Source organism: Collinsella sp. CLA-AA-H302 (assembly GCF_040093305.1).
Taxonomy (GTDB): domain Bacteria; phylum Actinomycetota; class Coriobacteriia; order Coriobacteriales; family Coriobacteriaceae; genus Collinsella.
The window spans coordinates 99,470-120,898 of the sequence record NZ_JBBNJW010000003.1; the positions used below are offsets into that span (position 1 = coordinate 99,470).

Here is a 21,429-nt window from a genome sequence, read left to right on the forward strand (position 1 = left end):
TACCGCCTCGCGGGCGAGCGGGCCAGTCGTGAAGGTGGCTACGGCCTCCCGAGCAAACACCCCGGTGCGCAAGTGTGGGGTCAAATACCAGGTCAGCTGGTAGGAACAACCCGATATTCCGCGCAATGCACGGATTGTATACGACACAGAAGGCAGGGTAGTGGACATGGTGAGGGGCAGCTTGATGCACGCGGCTCGGTTGGGCGCTGGGACCGCGGCGGTCATCGCCGTATTGGGTCTGAGCGGATGCGCATTCAACCCGCTGTCCACGTTCACGACGCCTACGATCGACCAGATCGAGCGCGAGACCGTCACCCCTACGGTCTCGGACGATGCCCTGGTCACTCCCGGTACCCTTACGGTCGCCCTCGACACTTCCGATGCCCCGCAGGCCATGCAGGGTGCCGATGGCAACCTCACGGGCTACGCAGTTGACGCCGCTCGCGCTCTTGCAAGCCGCATGGGCCTCAAGGTCGCTTTTGTCGATGCGTCCTCGGCCGATTCCGCGCTTGGCGATAAAAAGGCCGACATCTTCATTGGCGACATCAATTCCACGAATGGCGACGTCAGCACGCTTGGTACCTGCCTCTATGATGCTGCCGCCGTGTTCGGAAAGACCAGCGACGGCAAGTCGTTGAACGTCACTACCGAAACGCTTAACACCGCCAACCTGGGCGTTCAGGCTTCCTCGGCATCGCAGGAGGCACTCGCCAAGCAGAGCGTCACGGCCAACCAAAAGACCTTCTCCAACATTAATGAGTGCTTTGAAGCGCTCGAGTCCGGCGAGGTTGACTATGTGATCTGCGATTCCACTGCCGGCGGTTATCTTGCACGTCTGATGAGCCAGATTTCCTACGTTGGCGCTCTCGAGACGCCCTCGACACTCGGCGTTGCGGGCCTTGCCGCCAACGAGGAGCTGTGCCGTGCCGTGAGCAATGCCCTCGACGGTATTACGGCCGATGGCACGCTCGAGGCGGTCCACTCTGTCTGGTATGGCACAATGCCCTACGACCTCACCACTAAGACGGTTTCGGGCGCCAACGTGCAGTCGGGCGACTCTGAGTCTAGTGAGGCCATGTCCTCCGGCGATGAATCCTCCGATTCCAGCAGTGATGATTCCAGCAGCGATGACTTGTCCTCCGAGAGCAAACCGTCCAGCCAGGAGGGCGCTATCACCGACGACGACATTAACAAGCTCAATAGCTAGTTATTGCTAGGGGTGGCGTCACCCATGCGCTAGGAGAGACGCCTCTTCACGGTTTCAACACGCATTGCCGGGCTTTCCCAACAGGGGAGCCCGGCTTTTTCGTTTTCATAAAACCAGCAGGTCAAAGACATTTTTAGGTGCAAAACCAAAGTCGCCGTCGCCCTCCTATAGCGCACTTTGCCACAGAAAAGTGCGAGACTTCGGTATGCGGTATCAAGCAATCGTTATTCGGGTCTTTAGGAATCCGCGTGATTAAATGCACGGCAATGGGTACATAGCCAGTACAGTAAGTCCCCGAGGCAGATTGGAGCCACGTATGGATATCAAGGTTTCTGGACGCAAGACGACGGTAACCGATGCTCTGCGTGCGCATGTGGATGAGAAGATCGGCGAGGCGCTCAAGGTTTTCGATATCGAGCCCATGACGGTCGACGTTGTACTTCGCTATGAGAAGAACCCCTCGAACCCCAACCCGGCAATCGTCGAGGTTACGGTTCGTGCCCGCGGCTCTGTGATTCGCGTTGCCGAGCACGGCGCAGATATGTATGCCGCCATCGACCTCTCCGCCGATAAGGTCACCCGCCAGCTGCGCAAGTTCAAGACCAAGGTCGTGGACAACCGCCAGGGCGGTGCCAGCGCCGCGGATGTCGCACCGGTCGAGCGCGTCGAGGATCTGGCCGACCTGCTGCTGCCCGAGGAGGAGGACGACCTGCTCGTCCGCGAGAAGGTCATCGATGTCACCCCGATGACTGAGGAGCAGGCGCTGGTGCAGACCGATCTGCTCGGTCACGACTTCTACGTGTTCGAGAACGCGACGACTGGCCTCATCAATGTGGTGTATCACCGTAAGAATGGTGGATATGGCATCATCAAGCCCCGTATCGAAACACTTGACGAGTAAAATACGTTAACTTGCATGAGTTAACGGCTGGCGGCCATCCCATGCGGATGGTCGCCTTTTTTACGTAAGGAGTCGCTTTGATGGACAAGGCTGCATCCACCGGCCATTCTGACCGCTGCCGCATCGTCGTCGATACCTGCTGCGACTTTAGCCCCGAGGTCGCCGCGAACCTCGATGTCGATATCTTGGGCTTTCCCTTTATCATCGATGGCGAGGAGCGCACGGACGATATCTGGTCGAGCATGAGCCCTAAGGAGTTCTACGACCGCATGCGCGCCGGTGCCCGCGTGTCCACCTCGGCTGTGTCGCTCGGTCGCTATATCGAGTTCTTTACCGAGTGCGCCAAAGAGGGCACGCCCACGGTCTACCTGTGCTTTACCTCGGCGCTGTCGTCGAGCTACAACTCCGCGTGCCAGGCGGCGGACGCCGTGCGCGCCGAGTATCCCGATTTTGAGCTGTACGTGGTCGACAACGCTCTGCCCTGTGCGACCGGCGAGCTCTTGGCGCTCGAGGCCGTCCGCCAACGCTCGGCGGGACTCACCGCCAAGCAGCTGGTCGACTGGGCAAACGAGGCCAAGACCTACGTGCACGGCTACTTTACGCTCGAGAGCTTTGACGCGCTGGCTGCCGGCGGCCGCATTCCGCCCGCGGCGGCACAGCTCACGGCAAAGCTCGACGTCAAACCCGAGCTGTCCTACGACCTGGCCGGCTCGCTGTCGCTGATCGGCGTCAATCGCGGTCGCAAGAAGGCGCTCAAGTCCATTCTCAAGTCGTTCCGCGAGAACTATGTGCCCGATCGCACCATGCCCATCGCCATTATGACGGCCGACGCCGAAAAGGACGGCGACTGGCTCGAAGCCGCCATCCGCAAGGAGGAGGGTTGCGCCGACGTCACGATCATTCGCAGCTCCGTCGGTCCTACCATCGGCTCGCACGTGGGCCCCGGCATGGTGGCACTTGCGTTTTGGGGCAAGAACCGCGCCGAGAAAGCCTCGCTTTCCGACCGCATCGCGCGCCGTGTGCGCGGTGAGTAGACAGACGCTACGACCGCAGACGCCCCGCAGCTCAAGCGCTTGCGCTGAGTATTCAACCTGGTAACAACACCCAACCCAAAAGGAAAGGTTTCATGGCAAACAAGCTCTCCGTCGCATTTATCGGCACCGGAATCATGGGTGCCCCCATCGCCGGCCACATCCTGGATGCCGGCTATCCCGTCACGGTCAACAACCGCACCAAGTCCAAGGCTGCGGCGCTCATCGAGCGCGGCGCCGTCTGGGCCGATACGCCGGCCGATGCCGTGGCTAACGCCGATGTCGTCTTTACCATGGTGGGCTATCCCTCCGAGGTCGAGGAGCTCTACCTGGCGGGCGACGGCCTGCTCGCGTGCACCAAGCCGGGCGCGGTTTTGATCGACCTCACCACGAGCTCGCCCGAGCTCGCCCGTGACATTGCCGAGGCCGCCCAGGTTTCTGGTCGCATGGCGTTTGACTGCCCCGTCACCGGCGGCGAGTCGGGCGCTATCGCCGGTACGCTCACGGCTATCGTGGGCGCTACCGAGAACGACATCGCGCCGGTCCGCGACATCCTTGCCACCTTTGCGGCCAACATCTGCTGCTTCGACGGTGCCGGCAAGGGCCAGGCTGCCAAGCTCGCCAACCAGGTGTCGCTGGGCGCCTGCATGGTCGGCATGGCAGACGCCATGGCATTTGCCGAGCTGAGCGGCCTTGACCTGGAGAAGACCCGCCAGATGATCCTGGGCGGTACCGGCAAGTCCGGCGCCATGGAGAGCCTGGCTCCCAAGGCGCTCGACGGCGACTACAAGCCCGGCTTTATGGTCGAGCACTTCATTAAGGACCTGCGCTTGGCGCTCGCCTACGCCGATGACCGCGAGCTCGCGCTGCCCGGCGCCGACGTCGCCTTTACGCTCTACGACATGCTCGACGCCATCGGTGGCGCCAAGCTGGGTACCCAGGCCATCACGGTCCTCTACAAGGAGGAGGCCGACGCCATCGCCGCCGGTCTGGACTGGTCGCAGTATCGTCCCGAAGAGCACGGTGCTCACGAGGACGGCTGCGGTTGCGGCGAGCACGGCGACGACCATGAGTGCGGTTGCGGCCACCATCACGGTGAGGACCACGAGTGCTGCGGCGGCCACGGCCATGGCGACGGCCACGAGTGCTGCTGCGGCCACCATCACGGGGAGTAGTGCCCATGAGCTGGACGTTCGTGGTGCTCGCGTTGGTACTCTTTCTCTTTGCGATCTACATCGGCTTTTTGTGCGGCCAGTGGGCGTGCGAAAAGCGCGTCATCACCAAGCGCGACTACTGGATCGCCAATTTTGCAGGCGCGGCGGCAGTTGTCCTACTGACCTGGGTGTTTTCGCTGTTCCCGCTGGTGCAGTTTGCGCCGATCGGTTGGCTCGGCGGCTTTATCGCCGGCCTTAAGATGAGCTTTGGCGAGTCCGTCGGCCCGTGGCGCAAGCACGACGAGGTCTTTAATGTCAACAAGGCCCATCGCGCTGCCGCCGATGCGGGCGACGCCGAGGACCGCCGTCGCGCACGCCGCAATGGCGCTGCCGACCGACAGCTCATCTCGGTCACCGATGACAGCAAGGGTGCTGGCAAGCACGCCAAGAAATAAAAAGAAGAGGTAACTATGGCAGAAAACAAAGACGAACAGCTCACCGACGAGGAGCTGGCACAGCTCCAGCTGGCGGAGGAGAACGAGAACGCCGTCGACCGTCTGGTCCAGGAGCTCGGCTGCCCCACGCGCCGCATCCGCCAGTTTGCCGCCCGCGTGCTGCACCTGCTTGCCGAGCGCGATCCGCAGCGTGTCGTGCCCTGCGTGCCCGTGCTGATCGAGGCACTCGACCGCCCCGAGGCTCAGACCCGCTGGGAGGCGCTCGATGCCCTGGCGGCGCTCGCCACCACCTGCCCCGAGCAGATGGAGGACGCCTTTGAGGGTGCCGAGACCGCGCTGTTCGACGAGATCTCCTCCACGCTGCGCTATGCCGCCTTCCGCCTGCTGTGCATGTGGGGCGCCACGAGTGTCGAGCGTTCGCGCAAGGCTTGGCCCATCCTGGACGAGGCCATCCAGTGCTACCACGGCGACCTTGAGTATCGCGATATGCTCGGTTGCCTGTACGAGTTTTGCCAGGGCGAGATCGACGCCGAGGTTGCCGAGAAGCTTGCGCTGCGCCTTAAGTTCGACGCCGAGAACGGCAAGGGCAGCTATCTCAAGGCCCGTTCGCGCGAGATTTGCGAAATGCTTGTTAAACGTTTTGGCCTGGATCTCTCCAAAAAGAAGAAGCGTGCTAGCGTTAAAAAATCTGACGACGCCGAAGACGAGGAGTAACAGATTATGGCGCACGATGTAGTCCTGATTCCCGGTGACGGTATCGGTCCCGAGATTACGCAGGCAATGCGCCGCGTGGTCGAGGCCACCGGCGTCCAGATCAACTGGAACGTCCAGGAGGCCGGCGCCGGCGTCATGGACGAGTTTGGCACGCCGCTGCCCCAGCACGTGCTCGACGCGGTCGCCGAGACCAAGGTTGCCATCAAGGGCCCCATCACCACGCCGGTCGGCACGGGCTTCCGCAGCGTTAACGTGGCCCTGCGCAAGCACTTTGACCTGTATGCCTGCGTGCGTCCCTGTCTGTCGCAGCCGGGCGACGGCTCGCGTTTCCGCGACGTCGACCTGGTCATCGTGCGCGAGAACACCGAGGACCTTTATGCCGGCATCGAGTTCGACGAGGGCGCAGCCGAGGTCGAGGAGCTCTCGCAGCTCGTCGAGCGTTCGGGCCAAAAGACCTTCGCCGCCGATTCCGCGATCTCGATCAAGCCGATCTCCATCGCCAAGAGCCGTCGCATTGTGGAGTATGCCTTTGAGTACGCCCGCCGCTGCGGGCGCAAAAAGGTGACGGCCGTGCACAAGGCCAACATCATGAAAGCGACCGACGGCCTGTTCCTGCGCGTTGCGCGCGAGGTGGCCGCCAACTATCCCGATATCGAGTTCAACGACAAGATTGTCGACGCCACCTGCATGGGCCTGGTCCAGAACCCCAACGACTTCGATGTCCTGGTGCTGCCCAACCTGTACGGCGACATCGTGAGCGACCTGTGCGCCGGCCTGGTGGGCGGCTTAGGCATGGCCCCCGGCTCCAACATCGGTGCCGATTGCGCCATCTTCGAGGCAACGCACGGCTCCGCGCCCGATATCGCTGGCCAGGATATCGCCAACCCCACGGCCGAGATCCTCTCTGCTGCGATGATGCTCGACCACCTTGGCGAGAACGACGCTGCCAATCGCATTCGTGCCGCCGTCTCTGCTACGCTCGACGAGGGCGAGCAAGTTACCGGTGACGTGCGTCGTGCTCAGACCGGCTCCGTTGAGGGCGCTGTGGGCACGCAGGCCTTTGCCGATGCCGTTATCGCGCACCTGGCCTAAGGTATGCACGCTGCAAACGCCTAAATAGTACTTAAGTGTTTGCGTATAACCTAAGAATCAATACGCCCGGCGCCTCGTCGGGCGTATTCTATTGAGGACTATGTTTCCTAACAAGGAGTAACTGATATGGGTCTGATTCAAAAGAAGGACGAGAAGGACGAGATCGACGGCATCCAGATCATCGAGCGCGGCGAAGGCCCCGACGGTGATGAGGACGAGAAGATCGACCTGGTCGCCGGCACGTCTGCCGAACATATCGCCGCTGGCACGACCGCCGAGGAGGAAGACGCTCGCCTGGAGGTAAAGATCGCCGCCGACGCCGCCGACGAGAACCTCATGCCCGAGGAGCAGGACGAGGACGACGACTCCGACGAAGACGACCATGCGTCCAAGCACAAGAAGACGATGATCGCCGCCTTCGTGGTTGCAGTCGTGATCGCTGCGGTGGTCGGCTTCTTTATTGGCAATGGCGGCTTTGGCGGCAAGGGTGTCGGCTCGGCTACCCTCACCGAGGACCAGCTCGATTCGACCGTAGCAAGCTATAGCTACAACGGTAAGAAGAGCGACATCACCGCGCGCGAGGCCATCGAGAGTCAGTACAGCCTCGACACCGTCAAGGATAGCGATGGCAACTACACCGCTCCTTCTGCCGACGTCATCCTGTCCTACGTGCGCAACAAGATCCTGCTCGACGCTGCCGAGGACGAGGGCATCACCGTCTCTTCCAAGGAGATGAAGAAGTACGCCGAGGACTCTATCGGCACTTCGGACTACAAGACCATGGCCACGCAGTACGGCGTGTCCAAGGACCAGGCCAAGCAGATCGTCCGCCAGTCCGCGACGCTGCAGAAGCTCTACAAGAAGAAGGTGGGCGATAGCTCCGCAAGCATGCCGACCGCCCCAACCGAGCCTTCTGACGGCAACGAGGAGACCGCGAGCAAGGATTACGCCGACTACATCATCAACCTTGCCGGCGACGAGTGGGATAGCGAGAAGGGCACCTGGAAGGACGCCGATGGCACCTACGCTAAGGCGTTCGCCGACGATGCCTTTACGGCCGATAGCGCGACCTATAAGCAGGCCATGACCGCCTATTACACCGCCTACCAGCAGTACTCCTCGCAGGCCTCGAGCGCCAGCTCCAAGTGGACCGAGTACGCTAACGGTCTCTACGCCAAGGCCAACATCAGCATCTACGGCCTGTTCGCTTAAAGGTTGCCCGAGCTTTCGAGCGAGAAGTCGAAATATCTGATTGAGCCCGCTAGAACGCATCGTTCTGGCGGGCTTTTTGCGTTGAGGGCGTGATTGGCGGCTTAATTATGGCTATTCATCTTTAAGCCCAAAGAGGCTATCGGCTTCATCGTCAGGTATGTATTCCAGAACATCGCCCGGTTGGCAGTCGAGTGCCCGGCATATCGCGTCAAGAGTTGAAAAGCGCACGGCAGAAACCTTGCCCGTCTTGATACGCGACATATTGACCTGGGAGATACCCACGCGTTCCGCGAGCTCTTTGGATGAAATCTTGCGTTCGGCAAGCATGCGGTCGAGCCGCAGAATAATCATGGATTCCCCCTAGAGCAACTCGTCATCTTGTTTTTGCAGGATACACCCGTACTGGAAGACGCTGGCAATCAGGCTAATAATCAGGCCTGCAAAGACCATAGAGAGGTCGAGGTGCTGGCCGTCAAGCGCATCCGTAAAGTTGCCGCCAAATCCTGAGAGTATCAGCCCCGTGACTATGGCACCAAGAAGCTTCACAGCAACGCCGCCAATAAGGAACAAATGTCCTACTTGACGTAGTATGCGGATGCATTCGAGGTCAAAGGGCCTGCCCGCCTTTTCAATGGCGGAGAAAAACCTGTATGCGCTTAGCACAATGGCAAGCGCAAGGCATGTCATCATGGCGCTCCCTATGACAGTATGACCGTCGTGCGCGACAAGCATAAGAGGGGTCTGTTCATTGGCGCCGACGAGAGCGAGAGACGGTCCTTCGCCGGCATTAAGCTCTACGGATTGGAGACAGAACCCTTGGGAGAGGCTAGGCAATATGAGTAGAAGGTAGATTGCAATGACTGCGAGGAGTCCCAGAGCGAGCGCCACGGCGGTGCAGATTGTGGCCCATTTGCAGTAGCGAGTGAGCTTCCTCAGATTGGCTATTGCCTGTTCACGGTCGATGGCTTCATTCGATTTGGATACGTTCCAGCGGATCATAGCTCCTCCAACCAATGTCTTGGATGATACTTAAATTATATAACATACTTAACGATAAACGATAAACAATTACAGATTAGAGTAAGTAATGTTTATAAGACGAATAGCGAGAGCTTATGGCACATTCAGGGAGTGGGAGTTTGGCGCGCGGGGGGATGGACGAGTATTGAAATATCCTGCAACCGCACAAGTGCTTCATCGGGTTCCTCAATTCATCCGGGAAAACGGCCGTAAACGATTGCAAATAACCGGTGAACGGTCGAAAACTACCGTTCACCGATAATCTCAAAACTGGTTCTAACTGGTATTAAGTCAAAAAGACCAATTCACAAATCTTCACAATGACCTGCAATTTTTCTTTACGCTATTTTTAGCCGCCCTGCGTTGTATTGACACGAAAAGAGTTCCGATCTTTTGTCAAAGCATTTCGAAATGGTTTCAAAACCGCAGGTAGAAGTGTTAACGAGCGGTAAACGGTCGATTTTTTACCGTGAACGGTGCAAAAACGTTTTACTGTATGAATCAACGAAAGCAACCTCTTCTGTGGTGATATAGTGACAACAACACGTCACGTGGTTACTACCAGTTGAGAGACCACTGGTTCTCAAAGAACGCTTTCCAAGAAGCTTTAAGGGCGATTGCCCGTTGGCTTCCGAACATCATCGGACTTAGATCGTACACACCTTCGGAAGGGAAATTTGAATGGTTGGCTTTATTCTTACCGGTCATGGACAGTTCGCACCCGGCCTTGCAAGCGCTATCGCTATGGTCGCTGGTGACCAGCCCGCTTTTACCGTCGTTCCTTTTGAGGGCGACCAGGCTGCTTCCTACGGTGAGGATCTCCGCGCCGCTATTACCGCCATGCGCGAGGAGTGCGATGGCGTGCTCGTCTTTACCGACCTGCTTGGCGGTACCCCGTTCAACCAGTCGATGATGATCGCCCAGGATGTCGACAACGTCGAGGTTCTGACCGGCACTAACCTCCCCATGGTTATTGAGCTTCTGTTCCTCCGCGGCAATGCCACGCTCGCTGAGCTTGGCGAGCAGGCCGTGACCGTTGGCCAGACGGGCATCACCGCCCAGACGGTGGCATCCGTTGCCGGCTCCGAGGATGAGGATATCTTCGGCGACGAGGACGGCATCTAATGGCCGATTTCGGAGCCAACGTCCTGAGCTCCTCGGTCGCCCTTTTAGGCTTGCTTGTCATCATGGGCTTGATTTACACCATCTGGTCGCAAATCAACATGAAGAAGAAGCAGAAGTACTTCAAGGAGCTGCACACCGAGCTCAAGCCGGGTCAGGAGGTTCTTTTCGCCGGCGGTATCTACGGAACCGTCAAAGGCATCGAAGGCGAAAAGGTCCAGATCAAAGTCCGATCCGGTGCCGTCGTAGATGTTTCGCGTTACGCGATTCAGGAGATCAAGTAGCTGTCGTCAGCAAATAACGAAAGGAAGCTGATCAACATGGCAGAACCCAACATTCTTCTTACCCGCATCGATAACCGACTGGTTCATGGTCAGGTTGCCACCCAGTGGAACTCCACCCTGGGCTCCAACCTCATCCTCGTCGCCAACGACGACGTGGCGAACAACACCATGCGCCAGAACCTCATGAAGATGGCCGCTCCCACCGGCGTTGCTACGCGTTTCTTCTCCCTGCAGAAGACCATCGACGTCATTGGTAAGGCGAGCCCGCGCCAGAAGATCTTCATCGTGGCCGAAACACCGGAAGACGTGCTTACGCTCGTCAAGGGCGGTGTGCCTATAAAGAAGGTAAACATCGGCAACATGCACATGTCGGAAGGAAAGCGCCAAGTCGCCACCTCCGTCGCAGTTAACGACGAGGATGTCGCTGCGTTTAAAGAGCTGCAGGAATTGGGGGTGGAGTTGGAGATCAGGCGCGTTCCGAGCACGCCTGTTGAGGACACGAGCAAGCTCTTCTCGTAATCCTCATGATCCACGTTGTCAGGAATGAAACCCTGACATTCTGTACGTGAAATCCAAAGTGCGTACATACATTTTGAAAGGAGGAGCAAGATGGAATACTCGATCATCCAGGTCGCTCTGGTCTTCATCGTCACGTTCGTCGCGGCAATCGACCAGTTCAACTTCCTCGAGTCTCTCTATCAGCCCATCGTCACCGGCGCCGTCATCGGTCTTATCCTTGGCGACCTCAACACCGGTCTTCTCGTGGGTGGTACTTATCAGCTCATGACGATCGGCAACATGCCGATCGGAGGCGCTCAGCCGCCTAACGCCGTCATCGGCGGCATCATGGCAGCCATTCTCGCTATCGCTACGGGCCTCGAGCCCAACGCGGCAGTCGGCCTTGCCATTCCGTTCGCTCTGCTTGGTCAGCTCGGCGTTACCCTGGTCTTCACGCTTATGTCGCCGCTCATGTCCTCCGCGGACAACATGGCTCACAACGCTGACACCAAGGGTATCGAGCGTCTGAACTACTTCGCCATGGCTCTGCTCGGCCTGATCTTCGCTGTCGTCGTCACCCTGTTCTTCATCGCTGGCGCTACCATCGGTCAGACCATCGCTTCCGCCATCCCGACTTGGCTGCAGACCGGTCTCTCCGCTGCAGGCGGCATGATGCGCTTCGTCGGTTTCGCCGTCCTGCTCAAGGTTATGATGAACCGCGATATGTGGGGCTTCTTCCTCATGGGCTTTGGCCTCGCGCTCATCACTGTTGCCAACGATTCTCTGGCAACCCCTGCTCTGCTCATCCTCGCTCTCATCGGCTTCGGCATCGCCTTCTGGGACTTCCAGCAGCAGACCGAGCTGAAGGGTGCAGCTGTTTCTGACGGAGGTGACTTCGAAGATGGCATCTAATGAGTATGTGATCCCGGAGCACTACGAGGATCTCACTCCTGCTCCGCAGCTCGACCAGAAGACCCTCAACAAGATGGCTTGGCGTTCCTGCTTCCTGCAGGCCTCGTTCAACTACGAGCGTATGCAGGCCGCTGGTTGGCTCTACTCCATCATCCCCGGTCTGGAGAAGATCCACACCAACAAGAACGACCTCGCGGCTTCCATGAGCCACAACCTGGAGTTCTTCAACACCCACCCGTTCCTTGTCACCTTTGTTATGGGCATCGTGCTTTCGCTCGAGCAGAACAAGGTTGACATCCCCACGATCCGCGCCGTCCGCGTCGCCGCAATGGGCCCGCTCGGTGGTATCGGTGACGCCCTGTTCTGGCTGACGCTCGTGCCTATCACGGCCGGCATCACCTCCAACATGGCCATCAACGGCAACGCCGCTGCGCCGATCATCTTCCTGGTGATCTTCAACGTCGTCCAGTTCGCTCTGCGCTTCTGGCTCATGAACTGGTCCTACAAGCTTGGCACCAGCGCTATTGACGCTCTGACCGCCAACATGCAGGCCTTCACGCGTGCTGCTTCCATCATGGGCGTCTTCGTCGTCGGTTGCCTGGTCGTCACCATGGGTGGCACCCAGATCAACCTCCAGATCCCCAATGGCACCACCCGTGGTCTCTCCGCCAATACCGTGATCGTCTCCGAGAAGGAGGCCAAGAACTTCACCGGTATGGAGGGCATCGATACCGAGACCGCTGAGGCCGGTACCATCGCCATGACCGATAAGGACGGCAACGCCCTTACCGCTTCCGATGCCGACGGCAACGCTGTCGAGTGCGGCGTCACCGATCTGGGCAACGGCATGGAGTCCGTGACCTACGGCACCGTTACCGAGGATCCGGTCAACTTCTCTGTTGCCGACACCCTCAACACCATCGTCCCGAAGCTCGTCCCGCTTATGCTTACGCTGCTGCTTTACTACATGTTCGCTAAGCACAGCTGGACCCCGACCAAGGGCATTCTCCTGCTCTTCGTCCTTGGCATCCTGGGCGCTGGCCCGCTTGGTCTCTGGCCGAGCATCTGGTAAGGCTCTAGCTTGAGGGGTGTGTCCCTACGCGGCTCACACCCCGACCCCTTAAGCCATGTGTATGTTAAAAGCCGCGTGCTCGAAAGAGCGCGCGGCTTTTGTTTTAATGATGATTCGGGTGTTGCGGACAGATAATGCTAAACACCCAAAGTAGTTAGCCAAGTTCGAACAAAAGGGAGGATAGGATGGCGATCGGAGCGCGTAAGCAACCGCTGTACGATCAGCTGGTCGATATTCTGACCGAAAAGATTGACCATGAATATCGCGCCGGTGACATGATTCCTTCCGAGCGCGAACTTTCGGAGCGCTATGGTCTCTCGCGCACTACGGTACGCCTGGCTCTGCAGGAACTGGAGCGTTTAGGACTGGTAGTTCGGCAGCACGGTCGCGGTACCTTTGTGACTGACCGTTCGGCAAAGGCAACCAATCTTATGCAGTCCTACAGCTTTACCGAGCAGATGCGCGCGATGGGTCGCGACCCCGAGACCACGATTCTCGAGTTTTGCGAGATGGAGGCCGATAAGAATCTGGCCGAGCATATGGGATTACGTATCGGTGATCGCATTTTTAAGCTCAAGCGCCTTCGTTCTGCCGACAACATGCCCATGATGGTCGAACGCAGCTATCTACCGGTTCGTCAATTTCTGTCCCTAAAGCGACCGCTGCTGGAGCGTAAGCCGCTTTACGATGTGATTGAGCAAGACTTTCAGCAAAAGATACGCGTGGCCGAAGAGGAGTTCTATGCGAGCATAGCCCGTCCCACCGATGCCCACCTTTTGGGAATTGTCGAGGGCTCGCCTGTGCTCGATTTGGTCAGGACTACGTATAACGAGTCAAACGAGGTTGTGGAGTATACGCTCTCGGTTGCTCGTGCCGATCAGTTTAAATACAAGGTTTACCACCAGCGTAGCGACTAATGTCCGCATTGTTTCTATATGATGATTCTTTGCATTTAACTGGTTACTACCAGATAACCAACCGAAGTGTATAATTGCACGTCAGAGGATTACTTCTAGAGAGAGGTATTAGAAATGTTCGAGAAGAGTGTCGAGGAGCTCACCGAGCTCGGCGCCCAGATCACCACGGCCGAGATTGCTCAGCAGCCCGAGCTTTGGCGTGATACGCTCAACATCTATCGCGAGAACAAGGAGGCCATCGAGGCCTTCCTGGCCGAGGCTCGCGCTATGGGCGAGGGCCGTCTGTCCGTTGTCTTCACCGGTGCCGGTACGTCCGACTACGTTGGCGATACCTGCGCCCCGTACCTGCGTCACGCTGGCAACACTGATCTCTACGACTTTAAGCCCATCGCCACGACCGACATCGTGAGCGCCCCGCGCGACTTCCTGCGCGCCGAGGATCCCACGCTCGTGGTTTCCTTTGCCCGCTCTGGCAACAGCCCCGAGAGCCTTGCCGCCGTCGCCGTTGCCAAGGAGCTCGTCCACAACGTCAAGTTCCTCAACATCACCTGCGCTCCCGAGGGCAAGCTCGCCGTCGAGTCTGCCGATGATCCCAACGCGCTGACGCTGCTCATTCCGCGCGCCAATGACAAGGGCTTCGCCATGACCGGTTCCTACACCTGCATGACCCTGCTCTCTACCCTCATTTTCGACACTGCCTCTGACGAGCAGAAGGCCGAGTGGGTCGAGACCATCGCCAAGATGGGCGAGGAGGTCATCTCCCGTGAGCCTGAGATCGCCGATTTCCTGGCTGGCGACTTCAACCGCGTGACCTACTTGGGTTCTGGCTCCTTCGGTGGCCTTGCCCAGGAGAGCCAGCTCAAGATCCTCGAGCTCGCTCACGGTCTGGTTGCTACTTCCTACGACACCTCCATGGGCTATCGTCACGGACCTAAGTCCTTCGTCGACGATAAGACGCTCGTCTTCGTGTTCGTCAACAACGACGCCTACACCCGTCAGTACGACATCGACATCCTCAACGAGATCGGTGGCGACGATATTGCTCAGCACACCGTTGCCGTTCAGCAGGATGGCGCTACTGTCTACGAGGGCGAGTCCTTCACCTTTAAGGGCTACGAGGCGCTTCCCGAGGGTTACCTTGCTCTGCCGTTCGTGATGTTTGCCCAGGCAATCAGCCTGCTCAACTCCGTGCGCGTGGGCAACACGCCCGATACGCCGAGCCCCACCGGCACGGTCAACCGCGTGGTTAAGGGCGTGACGATTCACCCCTTCACCGCTTAATCGCGTCCCCCTGTAAGGGCGCCCGTCCGCTCATAACGGCGGGCGGGCGCTTTTTGTTTTTACTTGAACCGGGTATAAGTATCACCACGGTCAACTGCTTTAGAAGCAAGGAGTGCATATGAGCACGTACGCAATTAAGGCTGACAAGTTTTTCTTGCCGGCAGGTCCGCAACTGGGCGGCTATCTTATGGTCGAGGATGGCGTCTTTGGCGCCTGGCAGGCCGACGAGCCCTCTTGCGAGATTAAGGACTACACGGGATCGTGGATCGCACCGGGTATGGTCGACACCCACATTCATGGCTTCTACAACCACTCAACTACCGATAACGATCCCGAGGGCATCGATATCAGCTCGACCGAGCTCGCCCGTCGTGGTACCACCAGCTGGCTGCCCACGACGTTCACCGATGGCGTCGAGCAGATTAAGGACGCCTGCGCCGCCATCGCCCAGGCTGACGAAGGCCGCGGCCCCGACTTCTGCGGTGCTCGCATTCAGGGCATCTACCTGGAGGGCCCCTTCTTTACCATGAAGCACGTGGGCGCGCAGAACCCCGCTTATCTGATCGACCCCTCCGAGGAGGTCTTCGATCAGTGGCAGGAGGCTGCGGGCGGCCGCATCGTTAAGAGCGCCATGGCGGCCGAGCGCGACGGTGCCCCTGCTTATGCGGCTGCTTTGAACGCCAAGGGTGTGGTGACCAGCATCGGTCACTCCGACGCCACCTACGATGAGTGCATCGCCGCCATCAACGCCGGTGCTAGCTGCTTTACGCATACCTATAACGGCCAGCGCGGTCTGCATCACCGTGAGCCCGGTGTCGTGGGTGCTGCCATGTCCACGCCCGAGACCTACGCCGAGATCATCTGTGATGGAAAGCACGTGAACCCTGCCGCCATCAAGGCGCTGCTGCAGGCAAAGGGCTGGCAGCATACGGTGCTCATCACCGACTGCCTGGGCTGCGGCGGCATGCCCGAGGGCAGCTACACCAGTGGTGGCATGGACGTCATCATGAAGGACAACCTGTGCTGGCTCGCTGACGGCAAGAGCATTGCCGGCTCGGTGCTCACGCTTGCCCAGGGCGTCAAGAACATCGTCGACTGGGGCATCGCCAGCGCCGATATCGCCATTCGCATGGCAACCGAGGTGCCGGCACGCTCCGCGCACATCGAGGATAAGTGCGGCAGCATCATGCCGGGTCGCGACGCCGACTTTGTCGTGTTCGACCACGAGCTCACCCTCGTCGAGACGTATGTTGGCGGCCAGAGCGTCGGCAACGCCTTTACCGAGTAACGATAGAAAAAGACGGCGGGCCCGAATCTGCTCGGACCCGCCGTATGGGTTAAACGCTCAAAAGCACCTTAACAGTTACAGCTTGTTAGCGATCTTCTTTGCCGTGCGCTTAACGCCGGCCACAAGACCTCCCGCAGGATGCTCCTTTTCGTAGGCTAGACGCTTCTCGCGCTTGGCGTACTCTTCGACGATGATGTCGCCATACTCGTCTTCGATCTTGTCGAAGAAGTCGACGGCGCCCTTAATTTCCTCAGCGGTCGGGTGTCCCTTTTGGACACCGCCGGTGAGTTTGAACGGCCCCCACGTATCAAAGCCGGGGCAGCCGTAGACACCCATAAAGATGGCCTGCCTCATGCGGCAGATGCCATCGATATCCTTGCCGTACCACTTGTTTTTGCCACCGTAGGTCATAAGGCCAAACACCTTGTCCTGCGGCTGCAGCACGTTAGTGAGCACGCGCGCCATATCTTTGTCGATCTCGGAGTAATAAATGCCCGTGGCGACGCCGATCAGATGGTATTCGTGCAGGTCGGGGTACTCGTTTTTACCGAGCGCCTTGACGTCGAGGGTATCGATTTCGGGGTGCGCCTCAACGATGGCGTCCACGAGCTTTTTCGTATTGCCGTGGTGGCGTGAGGCATAGAGGATGATGGTTCGCATAAGAACGCCTTTCAGCTGTAATTGCATCAATGTCTATATGGTACCCCGTTGCATGGCTGGGATACCGGACACATCGATGAACGTGCGGGTTTGTCCTTTGGTCAGGGCCGAGACGGGTACTTGCGAGCAAAAAGCAGTTGTTCGAAAGGATGGGCAATGGAATACGCTCTCTCCAACGATTCGATTTCTATTAAGGTGTCTACGGCCGGCGGCTCGTTTACCTCGATTGAGGCCGACGGTCGCGAGTATCTGTGGCAGGGTGATCCCACCGTGTGGTCCGGCCAGGCGCCGATTTGCTTCCCGATTTGCGGAGGCTTGCGCGACAACAGCGCCATGACGTTTGCCGGGCATCATGTAAAGCTCGCTCGCCACGGCTTTGCGCGCAAGCAGGAGTGGAAGCTGCTGAGCCAAGGCGAGAACGAGTTGGCTATGTGCCTGGCTTCGGAGGATAACGCCGCGCTGCTGAGCGATTATCCGTATCCGTTTAGGCTCGTCGCCCGTTATACGCTCGAGGACAGCGCCGTGCGAGTCTCCTATGAGGTGACCAACGAGGGAACCGAGGACATGCCGTTCTTTATCGGTGGGCATCCCGGCTTTAGGTGCCCGCTCGATGAGGGCGAGGCCTATACGGACTACGAGTTGCGCTTTGAGAAAGACGAGGCTTCAGAGCTTTGCACCGCTGTCCCTTCGACTGGCTTGATTGACGTGGACAAGCGCTCCAAGAACCCCATGGTGGGAAAGACGCTGCCCCTGTCGCACGAGCTCTTCGATTTTGCGGAGACCATCTTTGACGTGCTCGAGAGCCGCCAGGTCACGCTTTCCAAAAAGGGCGAGGACAAGGGCGTTCGCCTGAGCTTTGAGGGCTTTCCGTACCTCATCGTGTGGAGTAAGCCCGAGGGCGATTTTGTGGCAGTTGAGCCTTGGGGCGGCCTTTCGACCTGTTCCGATGAGGATGACGTGCTTGAGCACAAGCGCGGCTGCCTTGTCGCCAAGCCTAAGGAGACCGTTGTTCGCTCGTTCGCGATTGAGATTCTGTAATTCCGTTTTGTCGACTCGTATCGCGAGGCACAAGGAGCCTGCGAGATAAGGAGCTAAAAATGATCCTCACCGTTACGATGAACCCGTCTGTCGATACGCGCTATCAGCTCGATGAGCTCATTATTGACGACGTCAACCGCGTGACGCCCGAAAAGACCGCCGGCGGCAAGGGCCTTAACGTGGCCCGCGTCCTGGGTCAGCTGGGCGACGATGTTGTGGCGACTGGCCTGCTTGGTGGTCATATGGGCGCCTACATGGCTGAGCTCATGGACGCCAACGGTATTAACAACGACTTTGTGCCCATCAAGGGCGAGACTCGCATTTGCCTTAACATTCTCCACGCCGGCAACCAGACCGAGCTGCTCGAGAGCGGCCCGACAATTGCCCCCGAGGAGCTCGATGCCTTTACCGCCAAGTTTACCGAACTTGCGAGCAAGGCCGCTGTCGTTACCATCTCGGGTTCGCTGCCTCGCGGTGTCGAGGCAGACTACTATGCCAAGATCACGGGCATTGCCGAGAACGCCGGCGCCAAGGTGCTGCTCGATACCTCGGGTGCTTCTCTCGAGGCCGCCCTTAAGTCCGAAATTAAGCCCGAGCTGGTCAAGCCTAACCTGACCGAGATCAACGGCCTTCTGGGCACGAGCTTTACCACCGACGATGTGGACGAGCTCCGCGCCGCGCTCGCCTCTGACGCTCGCTTCTCCGATATCCCCTGGGTCGTCGTGTCCATGGGCGCTGCCGGTTCCGTGGGCTTCCATAACGGCCGCGCGTTCCGCGCCAAGACCCCCGATATCCCTGCCGTTAACGCTACGGGCTCAGGTGACTCCACTATCGCTGGCTTCGCGCATGCCATCGCTGCTGGCGCAGACGACGAGACGGTGCTGCGTACCGCCAATACCTGCGGCAAGCTTAACGCCATGGATCCCATGACCGGCCACTTGGTTATGGATCGTTGGGATGAGGTTTACAACGGCGTTGTCGTGACCGAGCTGTAGGAGCCTGGGCGTCGGCCCCGGCATTGCTTGCTATCTCATGTCAACGACAAGTGCGGTAGCATTATGCCGGGGCGCGACGCCGATGCTGTCGTGTTCAATCCCGACCTTACCCTGGTCGAGACGTATGTGGGTGGCAACAGCGTCGGCAATGCGTTTGCCGAGTAGCCGCCAAAGAAACGATCCGAGAGGGGATTTAGATGATTTACGGTGCATTGGGCGATATCGAGGAGTACCGCGGAATGCTCAAGGGCCTCGACGTGTTGATTGACTGGCTCGAGGAGAACGACCCGGCGCAGCTCGAGGTCGGCAGCCATCCGATTCTGGGCGACAAGGTCTTTGCGAACGTCATGGCCCCCACGACGCGTCCCGAGACCGAGGCTCACTATGAGACGCATCAGCGCTATCACGACCTGCAGATCGACGTCGAGGGTCGCGAGGCCTTTAAGGTTGCCACGGGCAGCCTGACGCTGGTCCAGGAGTTTGACGAGAAGGACGACTACGATCTGGTCGATTCCGACGCTTCGATCGCCGGCGATCTTGCCGACGACAAGTTTGCACTGTTCGTTGCCGGCGAGCCTCACATGCCCACGCTCGAGTTCCCGGGCGATGGTGCACAGCCGGTCAAGAAGATCTGCTTTAAGCTGCTTGCAGATGCTTACTGGGAGGAGTAGCGAACTGCTCGGCTGAGCCGTTCGTCTGATGGCGTGACTCCCTTGGGGGAGCGCGCTTGAGCCCCGCTGATCGCGGTTCCTTTGGGGATTGCGGTTGGCGGGGCTTTTTGTTGTTTGAGCTGGATTCATTGGAGCGACCAAATTAGGCTGAACGACGCAGTTATTGAGACACAATTGATGCTAAATGGATTGAAGAATAATTAAAATAGCTGTGGATACGAGAAATAGCTAATTGATGGGAGCTCTTTATGGGACTCGGCACAACCGCTTTAATTCCTAGGCGCGCTTTCTTGGCGTTGGGGCTTGCAGCTGGTTCTGCTTGCCTTACCGCTTGCTCCGGGAAGGGGAGCTATGATGATGGTTACGCTGCAGGCTATGCTGCTGCTCGGGCAGACGCTGCCGGAAAAGAGAAAGATGGCGGCGACGGGGACGGCGATATCCCGGCATCGGGTATTGAGTACACCATCACGGGGGCGCAGCGCGGAGTAGAAAGTTATAGTGACGGCAAGCCACTGTTGATTTTGAACGTGACTGCAAAAAACGTTTCGGATGATCTTCAGTTTGTTTTGTTTTCTGGAAATGAAATAGCGGCTTTCCAAGATGGAAAGGGGCTTAAGTCGGGTATGTTGGCGGAAGGCCTTGATCTTCCTGAATCGCGCCAAATAAAACCTGGTGCTGAGTTAGAGGGCTGGCTCGGTTATGAGCTGATTGACGAAACTAATCCGGTTGAATGTGAAGTCGGACACCAAGCCACATCCGCTGACCATGAGACTGCTTTCTACGGCCTGACTAATCCACAGACAATCGATCCGAGTACTCTTTAATCCTTATTCATGCGTATAAAAGCCGCTGTGATTCTTCTGGGGAACATATTTGAGTCCCGTTGATTGTGGTCTACTTGGGGACCGCAGTTGACGGGGCTTTTGTTGTTGGAGGGAGCTGTCTGCCGTCGGAGCTGCTGCAGTTCCTTGGTGCAATGCATCAATTGGAAACAAAAAAGCCGCCCGTAGGCGGCTATCTTGTGCAATGGAGCCAGCGACCGGGCTCGAACCGGTGACCCCCGCTTTACGAGAGCGGTGCTCTACCAACTGAGCTACGCTGGCGGCCATGTGGTGACGCAACTGAGGCGTCAACGGCTGTTTATGATACGGGACATCGCAAATCCGCGCAAGTGTTGTGACGGCTTTTCTCACTTTAAATGCACTAATATTGGAGACGTGATGTCTCGCTCTTACGGGTCTCAAACAGAATGGGGCAGCCATGGCTCAACCCAAGATTATTCTCACACGTATCGACGACCGTTTCATTTACGGGCAAGACGTTGGGCTGTGGAACGAAGCCGTGGGTTCTAACCTCGTCCTGATCGTCAACGATGAGATCGCGGCGGATTCGCGCCAATGGGCACCCATGAGGGTGGCGGCGCCAGAAGGCGTTTGGACACGGTTTTTCTCGGTGCAAAGGACCATCGACATCATTCATACCGCAACGCCGCGCCAATGGATCCTGATTATGGTGGCCTCACCCGCCGATGCGCTCGCGCTGGTTAAGGGCGGTGTGCCCATTACCAAGATCAGCATAGGTCACATGCGGGCAGGGGAGGGCAAGCACCCCGTAACGCCCGCAGTCGCCGTAGACGACGCAGATGCCGCCGCCTTCAAAGAGCTGCAAGAGCTCGGCATAGAGCTAGAAATCCGTTATCTCCCCGGCTCCGACCCCGATCCCATCGAGAACCTGCTCACGTGATCTCCTGGGGGCGGAGGAAAAAGGATCATTTTGCCCTTGCGAGGGACGCGCGCGATACCGCCTGTCAAAAACCATGTCCATTTACTACGTTTGATCGGCTATCGCCGAGCATGTCGAATTTGAGAAAAACAAAACCGCAGGTAGACGGCTCGCGAATTTAAC

At 58.4% G+C, this 21,429-nt stretch carries 24 protein-coding genes and 1 tRNA gene; 21 read left to right on the top strand and 4 right to left on the bottom strand.

What is annotated here, in order from left to right; translation table 11 throughout:
* The first annotated feature begins 184 nt into the window (after positions 1–184).
* The 8 genes from AAAV21_RS03030 (at position 185) to AAAV21_RS03065 (ending at position 7,766) form a co-directional block, all read left to right on the top strand.
* Entirely contained in the window at positions 185–1,207 is a 1,023-nt protein-coding gene (locus AAAV21_RS03030) for a transporter substrate-binding domain-containing protein (RefSeq protein WP_349107380.1), read from the top strand.
* 316 nt (positions 1,208–1,523) lie between these two features.
* On the top strand, positions 1,524–2,108 hold the full coding sequence (raiA, locus tag AAAV21_RS03035) for a ribosome-associated translation inhibitor RaiA (RefSeq protein ID WP_035137685.1): 585 nt from the start codon (positions 1,524–1,526) through the stop codon (positions 2,106–2,108).
* An 80-nt stretch (positions 2,109–2,188) separates the two neighbouring features.
* The gene (locus AAAV21_RS03040; RefSeq protein WP_349107382.1) at positions 2,189–3,142 is read left to right on the top strand and encodes a DegV family protein; all 954 of its coding nucleotides are present in this window, start codon (positions 2,189–2,191) and stop codon (positions 3,140–3,142) included.
* Positions 3,143–3,234: 92 nt separating this feature from the next.
* Positions 3,235–4,314 (top strand): NAD(P)-dependent oxidoreductase, encoded by a 1,080-nt coding sequence (locus tag AAAV21_RS03045; protein ID WP_349107384.1) that lies wholly within the window; start codon positions 3,235–3,237, stop codon positions 4,312–4,314.
* 5 nt (positions 4,315–4,319) lie between these two features.
* Positions 4,320–4,748 carry a hypothetical protein gene (locus AAAV21_RS03050; RefSeq protein ID WP_349074316.1) on the top strand — a complete coding sequence of 143 codons (429 nt, stop codon included), beginning with the start codon at positions 4,320–4,322 and terminating at the stop codon, positions 4,746–4,748.
* Positions 4,749–4,763: 15 nt separating this feature from the next.
* Positions 4,764–5,462, top strand: coding sequence for a hypothetical protein (locus AAAV21_RS03055; RefSeq protein ID WP_349107386.1), 699 nt, complete (start codon positions 4,764–4,766; stop codon positions 5,460–5,462).
* Positions 5,463–5,468: 6 nt separating this feature from the next.
* Positions 5,469–6,554 carry an isocitrate/isopropylmalate family dehydrogenase gene (locus tag AAAV21_RS03060; protein WP_022094615.1) on the top strand — a complete coding sequence of 362 codons (1,086 nt, stop codon included), beginning with the start codon at positions 5,469–5,471 and terminating at the stop codon, positions 6,552–6,554.
* A 126-nt stretch (positions 6,555–6,680) separates the two neighbouring features.
* Positions 6,681–7,766: a hypothetical protein gene (locus AAAV21_RS03065; protein WP_349107388.1), complete on the top strand. Its 1,086-nt coding sequence runs from the start codon at positions 6,681–6,683 to the stop codon at positions 7,764–7,766.
* Between the two features lie 111 nt (positions 7,767–7,877).
* On the opposite strand, the gene AAAV21_RS03070 is transcribed toward AAAV21_RS03065, so the two are convergent.
* Together AAAV21_RS03070 and AAAV21_RS03075 are read right to left on the bottom strand one after the other, a co-directional pair.
* Entirely contained in the window at positions 7,878–8,093 is a 216-nt protein-coding gene (locus AAAV21_RS03070; protein ID WP_254881801.1) for a helix-turn-helix transcriptional regulator, read from the bottom strand.
* A 33-nt stretch (positions 8,094–8,126) separates the two neighbouring features.
* Positions 8,127–8,765 (bottom strand): hypothetical protein, encoded by a 639-nt coding sequence (locus tag AAAV21_RS03075; protein ID WP_349107390.1) that lies wholly within the window; start codon positions 8,763–8,765, stop codon positions 8,127–8,129.
* 702 nt (positions 8,766–9,467) lie between these two features.
* Here AAAV21_RS03075 and AAAV21_RS03080 point away from each other — a divergent pair.
* From AAAV21_RS03080 to nagA, 8 genes are all read left to right on the top strand, one after another.
* The gene (locus AAAV21_RS03080; RefSeq protein WP_148332011.1) at positions 9,468–9,911 is read left to right on the top strand and encodes a PTS fructose transporter subunit IIA; all 444 of its coding nucleotides are present in this window, start codon (positions 9,468–9,470) and stop codon (positions 9,909–9,911) included.
* Positions 9,911–10,192 carry a preprotein translocase subunit YajC gene (gene yajC, locus AAAV21_RS03085; protein ID WP_022094612.1) on the top strand — a complete coding sequence of 94 codons (282 nt, stop codon included), beginning with the start codon at positions 9,911–9,913 and terminating at the stop codon, positions 10,190–10,192. The genes AAAV21_RS03080 and yajC overlap by 1 nt, the downstream gene beginning before the upstream one ends.
* A 36-nt stretch (positions 10,193–10,228) precedes the next feature.
* Positions 10,229–10,711: a PTS N-acetylgalactosamine transporter subunit IIB gene (agaV, locus tag AAAV21_RS03090; RefSeq protein ID WP_349107393.1), complete on the top strand. Its 483-nt coding sequence runs from the start codon at positions 10,229–10,231 to the stop codon at positions 10,709–10,711.
* A gap of 90 nt (positions 10,712–10,801) precedes the next feature.
* A complete protein-coding gene (locus AAAV21_RS03095; protein ID WP_089572403.1) occupies positions 10,802–11,602 on the top strand; it encodes a PTS sugar transporter subunit IIC in 801 nt (266 codons plus the stop codon).
* Positions 11,592–12,674 carry a PTS system mannose/fructose/sorbose family transporter subunit IID gene (locus AAAV21_RS03100; protein ID WP_349107395.1) on the top strand — a complete coding sequence of 361 codons (1,083 nt, stop codon included), beginning with the start codon at positions 11,592–11,594 and terminating at the stop codon, positions 12,672–12,674. Before AAAV21_RS03095 ends, AAAV21_RS03100 begins: the two co-directional genes overlap by 11 nt.
* Before the next feature lie 185 nt (positions 12,675–12,859).
* On the top strand, positions 12,860–13,591 hold the full coding sequence (locus AAAV21_RS03105; protein WP_055310430.1) for a GntR family transcriptional regulator: 732 nt from the start codon (positions 12,860–12,862) through the stop codon (positions 13,589–13,591).
* A gap of 114 nt (positions 13,592–13,705) precedes the next feature.
* The gene (agaS, locus tag AAAV21_RS03110; protein WP_349107397.1) at positions 13,706–14,872 is read left to right on the top strand and encodes a tagatose-6-phosphate ketose isomerase; all 1,167 of its coding nucleotides are present in this window, start codon (positions 13,706–13,708) and stop codon (positions 14,870–14,872) included.
* Between the two features lie 118 nt (positions 14,873–14,990).
* Complete coding sequence (gene nagA / locus AAAV21_RS03115) at positions 14,991–16,160, top strand: N-acetylglucosamine-6-phosphate deacetylase (RefSeq protein WP_349107399.1); 1,170 nt, start codon at positions 14,991–14,993, stop codon at positions 16,158–16,160.
* 75 nt (positions 16,161–16,235) lie between these two features.
* Here nagA and AAAV21_RS03120 read toward each other — a convergent pair whose 3' ends face one another.
* Complete coding sequence (locus AAAV21_RS03120; RefSeq protein WP_117772910.1) at positions 16,236–16,820, bottom strand: flavodoxin domain-containing protein; 585 nt, start codon at positions 16,818–16,820, stop codon at positions 16,236–16,238.
* Between the two features lie 156 nt (positions 16,821–16,976).
* Here AAAV21_RS03120 and AAAV21_RS03125 point away from each other — a divergent pair, with 156 nt between their 5' ends.
* The 4 genes from AAAV21_RS03125 to AAAV21_RS03140 all read left to right on the top strand — a co-directional run bounded on the left by AAAV21_RS03125 (position 16,977) and on the right by AAAV21_RS03140 (position 20,348).
* Entirely contained in the window at positions 16,977–17,858 is an 882-nt protein-coding gene (locus AAAV21_RS03125) for an aldose 1-epimerase family protein (protein ID WP_349107401.1), read from the top strand.
* A gap of 59 nt (positions 17,859–17,917) precedes the next feature.
* Positions 17,918–18,853: a hexose kinase gene (locus tag AAAV21_RS03130; protein ID WP_349107403.1), complete on the top strand. Its 936-nt coding sequence runs from the start codon at positions 17,918–17,920 to the stop codon at positions 18,851–18,853.
* Positions 18,854–19,050: 197 nt separating this feature from the next.
* Positions 19,051–19,524 carry a YhcH/YjgK/YiaL family protein gene (locus AAAV21_RS03135; RefSeq protein WP_253057301.1) on the top strand — a complete coding sequence of 158 codons (474 nt, stop codon included), beginning with the start codon at positions 19,051–19,053 and terminating at the stop codon, positions 19,522–19,524.
* A 248-nt stretch (positions 19,525–19,772) separates the two neighbouring features.
* Positions 19,773–20,348: a DUF5067 domain-containing protein gene (locus AAAV21_RS03140; RefSeq protein ID WP_349107405.1), complete on the top strand. Its 576-nt coding sequence runs from the start codon at positions 19,773–19,775 to the stop codon at positions 20,346–20,348.
* A 203-nt stretch (positions 20,349–20,551) separates the two neighbouring features.
* Here the strand turns inward: AAAV21_RS03140 and AAAV21_RS03145 are convergent.
* Positions 20,552–20,627: transfer RNA gene (locus AAAV21_RS03145), tRNA-Thr, on the bottom strand.
* A 157-nt stretch (positions 20,628–20,784) separates the two neighbouring features.
* Between AAAV21_RS03145 and AAAV21_RS03150 the strand changes: the two genes are divergently transcribed.
* Complete coding sequence (locus AAAV21_RS03150) at positions 20,785–21,267, top strand: PTS sugar transporter subunit IIB (RefSeq protein ID WP_349107406.1); 483 nt, start codon at positions 20,785–20,787, stop codon at positions 21,265–21,267.
* The last annotated feature ends 162 nt before the right edge of the window (positions 21,268–21,429 follow it).

Bases quoted from the DNA above. Each gene is read 5' to 3' on its own strand.
- AAAV21_RS03030 (WP_349107380.1), top strand. From the start codon at position 185: ATGCACGCGGCTCGGTTGGGCGCTGGGACCGCGGCGGTCATCGCCGTA.
- raiA (WP_035137685.1), top strand. From the start codon at position 1,524: ATGGATATCAAGGTTTCTGGACGCAAGACGACGGTAACCGATGCTCTG.
- AAAV21_RS03040 (WP_349107382.1), top strand. From the start codon at position 2,189: ATGGACAAGGCTGCATCCACCGGCCATTCTGACCGCTGCCGCATCGTC.
- AAAV21_RS03045 (WP_349107384.1), top strand. From the start codon at position 3,235: ATGGCAAACAAGCTCTCCGTCGCATTTATCGGCACCGGAATCATGGGT.
- AAAV21_RS03050 (WP_349074316.1), top strand. From the start codon at position 4,320: ATGAGCTGGACGTTCGTGGTGCTCGCGTTGGTACTCTTTCTCTTTGCG.
- AAAV21_RS03055 (WP_349107386.1), top strand. From the start codon at position 4,764: ATGGCAGAAAACAAAGACGAACAGCTCACCGACGAGGAGCTGGCACAG.
- AAAV21_RS03060 (WP_022094615.1), top strand. From the start codon at position 5,469: ATGGCGCACGATGTAGTCCTGATTCCCGGTGACGGTATCGGTCCCGAG.
- AAAV21_RS03065 (WP_349107388.1), top strand. From the start codon at position 6,681: ATGGGTCTGATTCAAAAGAAGGACGAGAAGGACGAGATCGACGGCATC.
- AAAV21_RS03070 (WP_254881801.1), bottom strand. From the start codon at position 8,093: ATGCTTGCCGAACGCAAGATTTCATCCAAAGAGCTCGCGGAACGCGTG.
- AAAV21_RS03075 (WP_349107390.1), bottom strand. From the start codon at position 8,765: ATGATCCGCTGGAACGTATCCAAATCGAATGAAGCCATCGACCGTGAA.
- AAAV21_RS03080 (WP_148332011.1), top strand. From the start codon at position 9,468: ATGGTTGGCTTTATTCTTACCGGTCATGGACAGTTCGCACCCGGCCTT.
- yajC (WP_022094612.1), top strand. From the start codon at position 9,911: ATGGCCGATTTCGGAGCCAACGTCCTGAGCTCCTCGGTCGCCCTTTTA.
- agaV (WP_349107393.1), top strand. From the start codon at position 10,229: ATGGCAGAACCCAACATTCTTCTTACCCGCATCGATAACCGACTGGTT.
- AAAV21_RS03095 (WP_089572403.1), top strand. From the start codon at position 10,802: ATGGAATACTCGATCATCCAGGTCGCTCTGGTCTTCATCGTCACGTTC.
- AAAV21_RS03100 (WP_349107395.1), top strand. From the start codon at position 11,592: ATGGCATCTAATGAGTATGTGATCCCGGAGCACTACGAGGATCTCACT.
- AAAV21_RS03105 (WP_055310430.1), top strand. From the start codon at position 12,860: ATGGCGATCGGAGCGCGTAAGCAACCGCTGTACGATCAGCTGGTCGAT.
- agaS (WP_349107397.1), top strand. From the start codon at position 13,706: ATGTTCGAGAAGAGTGTCGAGGAGCTCACCGAGCTCGGCGCCCAGATC.
- nagA (WP_349107399.1), top strand. From the start codon at position 14,991: ATGAGCACGTACGCAATTAAGGCTGACAAGTTTTTCTTGCCGGCAGGT.
- AAAV21_RS03120 (WP_117772910.1), bottom strand. From the start codon at position 16,820: ATGCGAACCATCATCCTCTATGCCTCACGCCACCACGGCAATACGAAA.
- AAAV21_RS03125 (WP_349107401.1), top strand. From the start codon at position 16,977: ATGGAATACGCTCTCTCCAACGATTCGATTTCTATTAAGGTGTCTACG.
- AAAV21_RS03130 (WP_349107403.1), top strand. From the start codon at position 17,918: ATGATCCTCACCGTTACGATGAACCCGTCTGTCGATACGCGCTATCAG.
- AAAV21_RS03135 (WP_253057301.1), top strand. From the start codon at position 19,051: ATGATTTACGGTGCATTGGGCGATATCGAGGAGTACCGCGGAATGCTC.
- AAAV21_RS03140 (WP_349107405.1), top strand. From the start codon at position 19,773: ATGGGACTCGGCACAACCGCTTTAATTCCTAGGCGCGCTTTCTTGGCG.
- AAAV21_RS03150 (WP_349107406.1), top strand. From the start codon at position 20,785: ATGGCTCAACCCAAGATTATTCTCACACGTATCGACGACCGTTTCATT.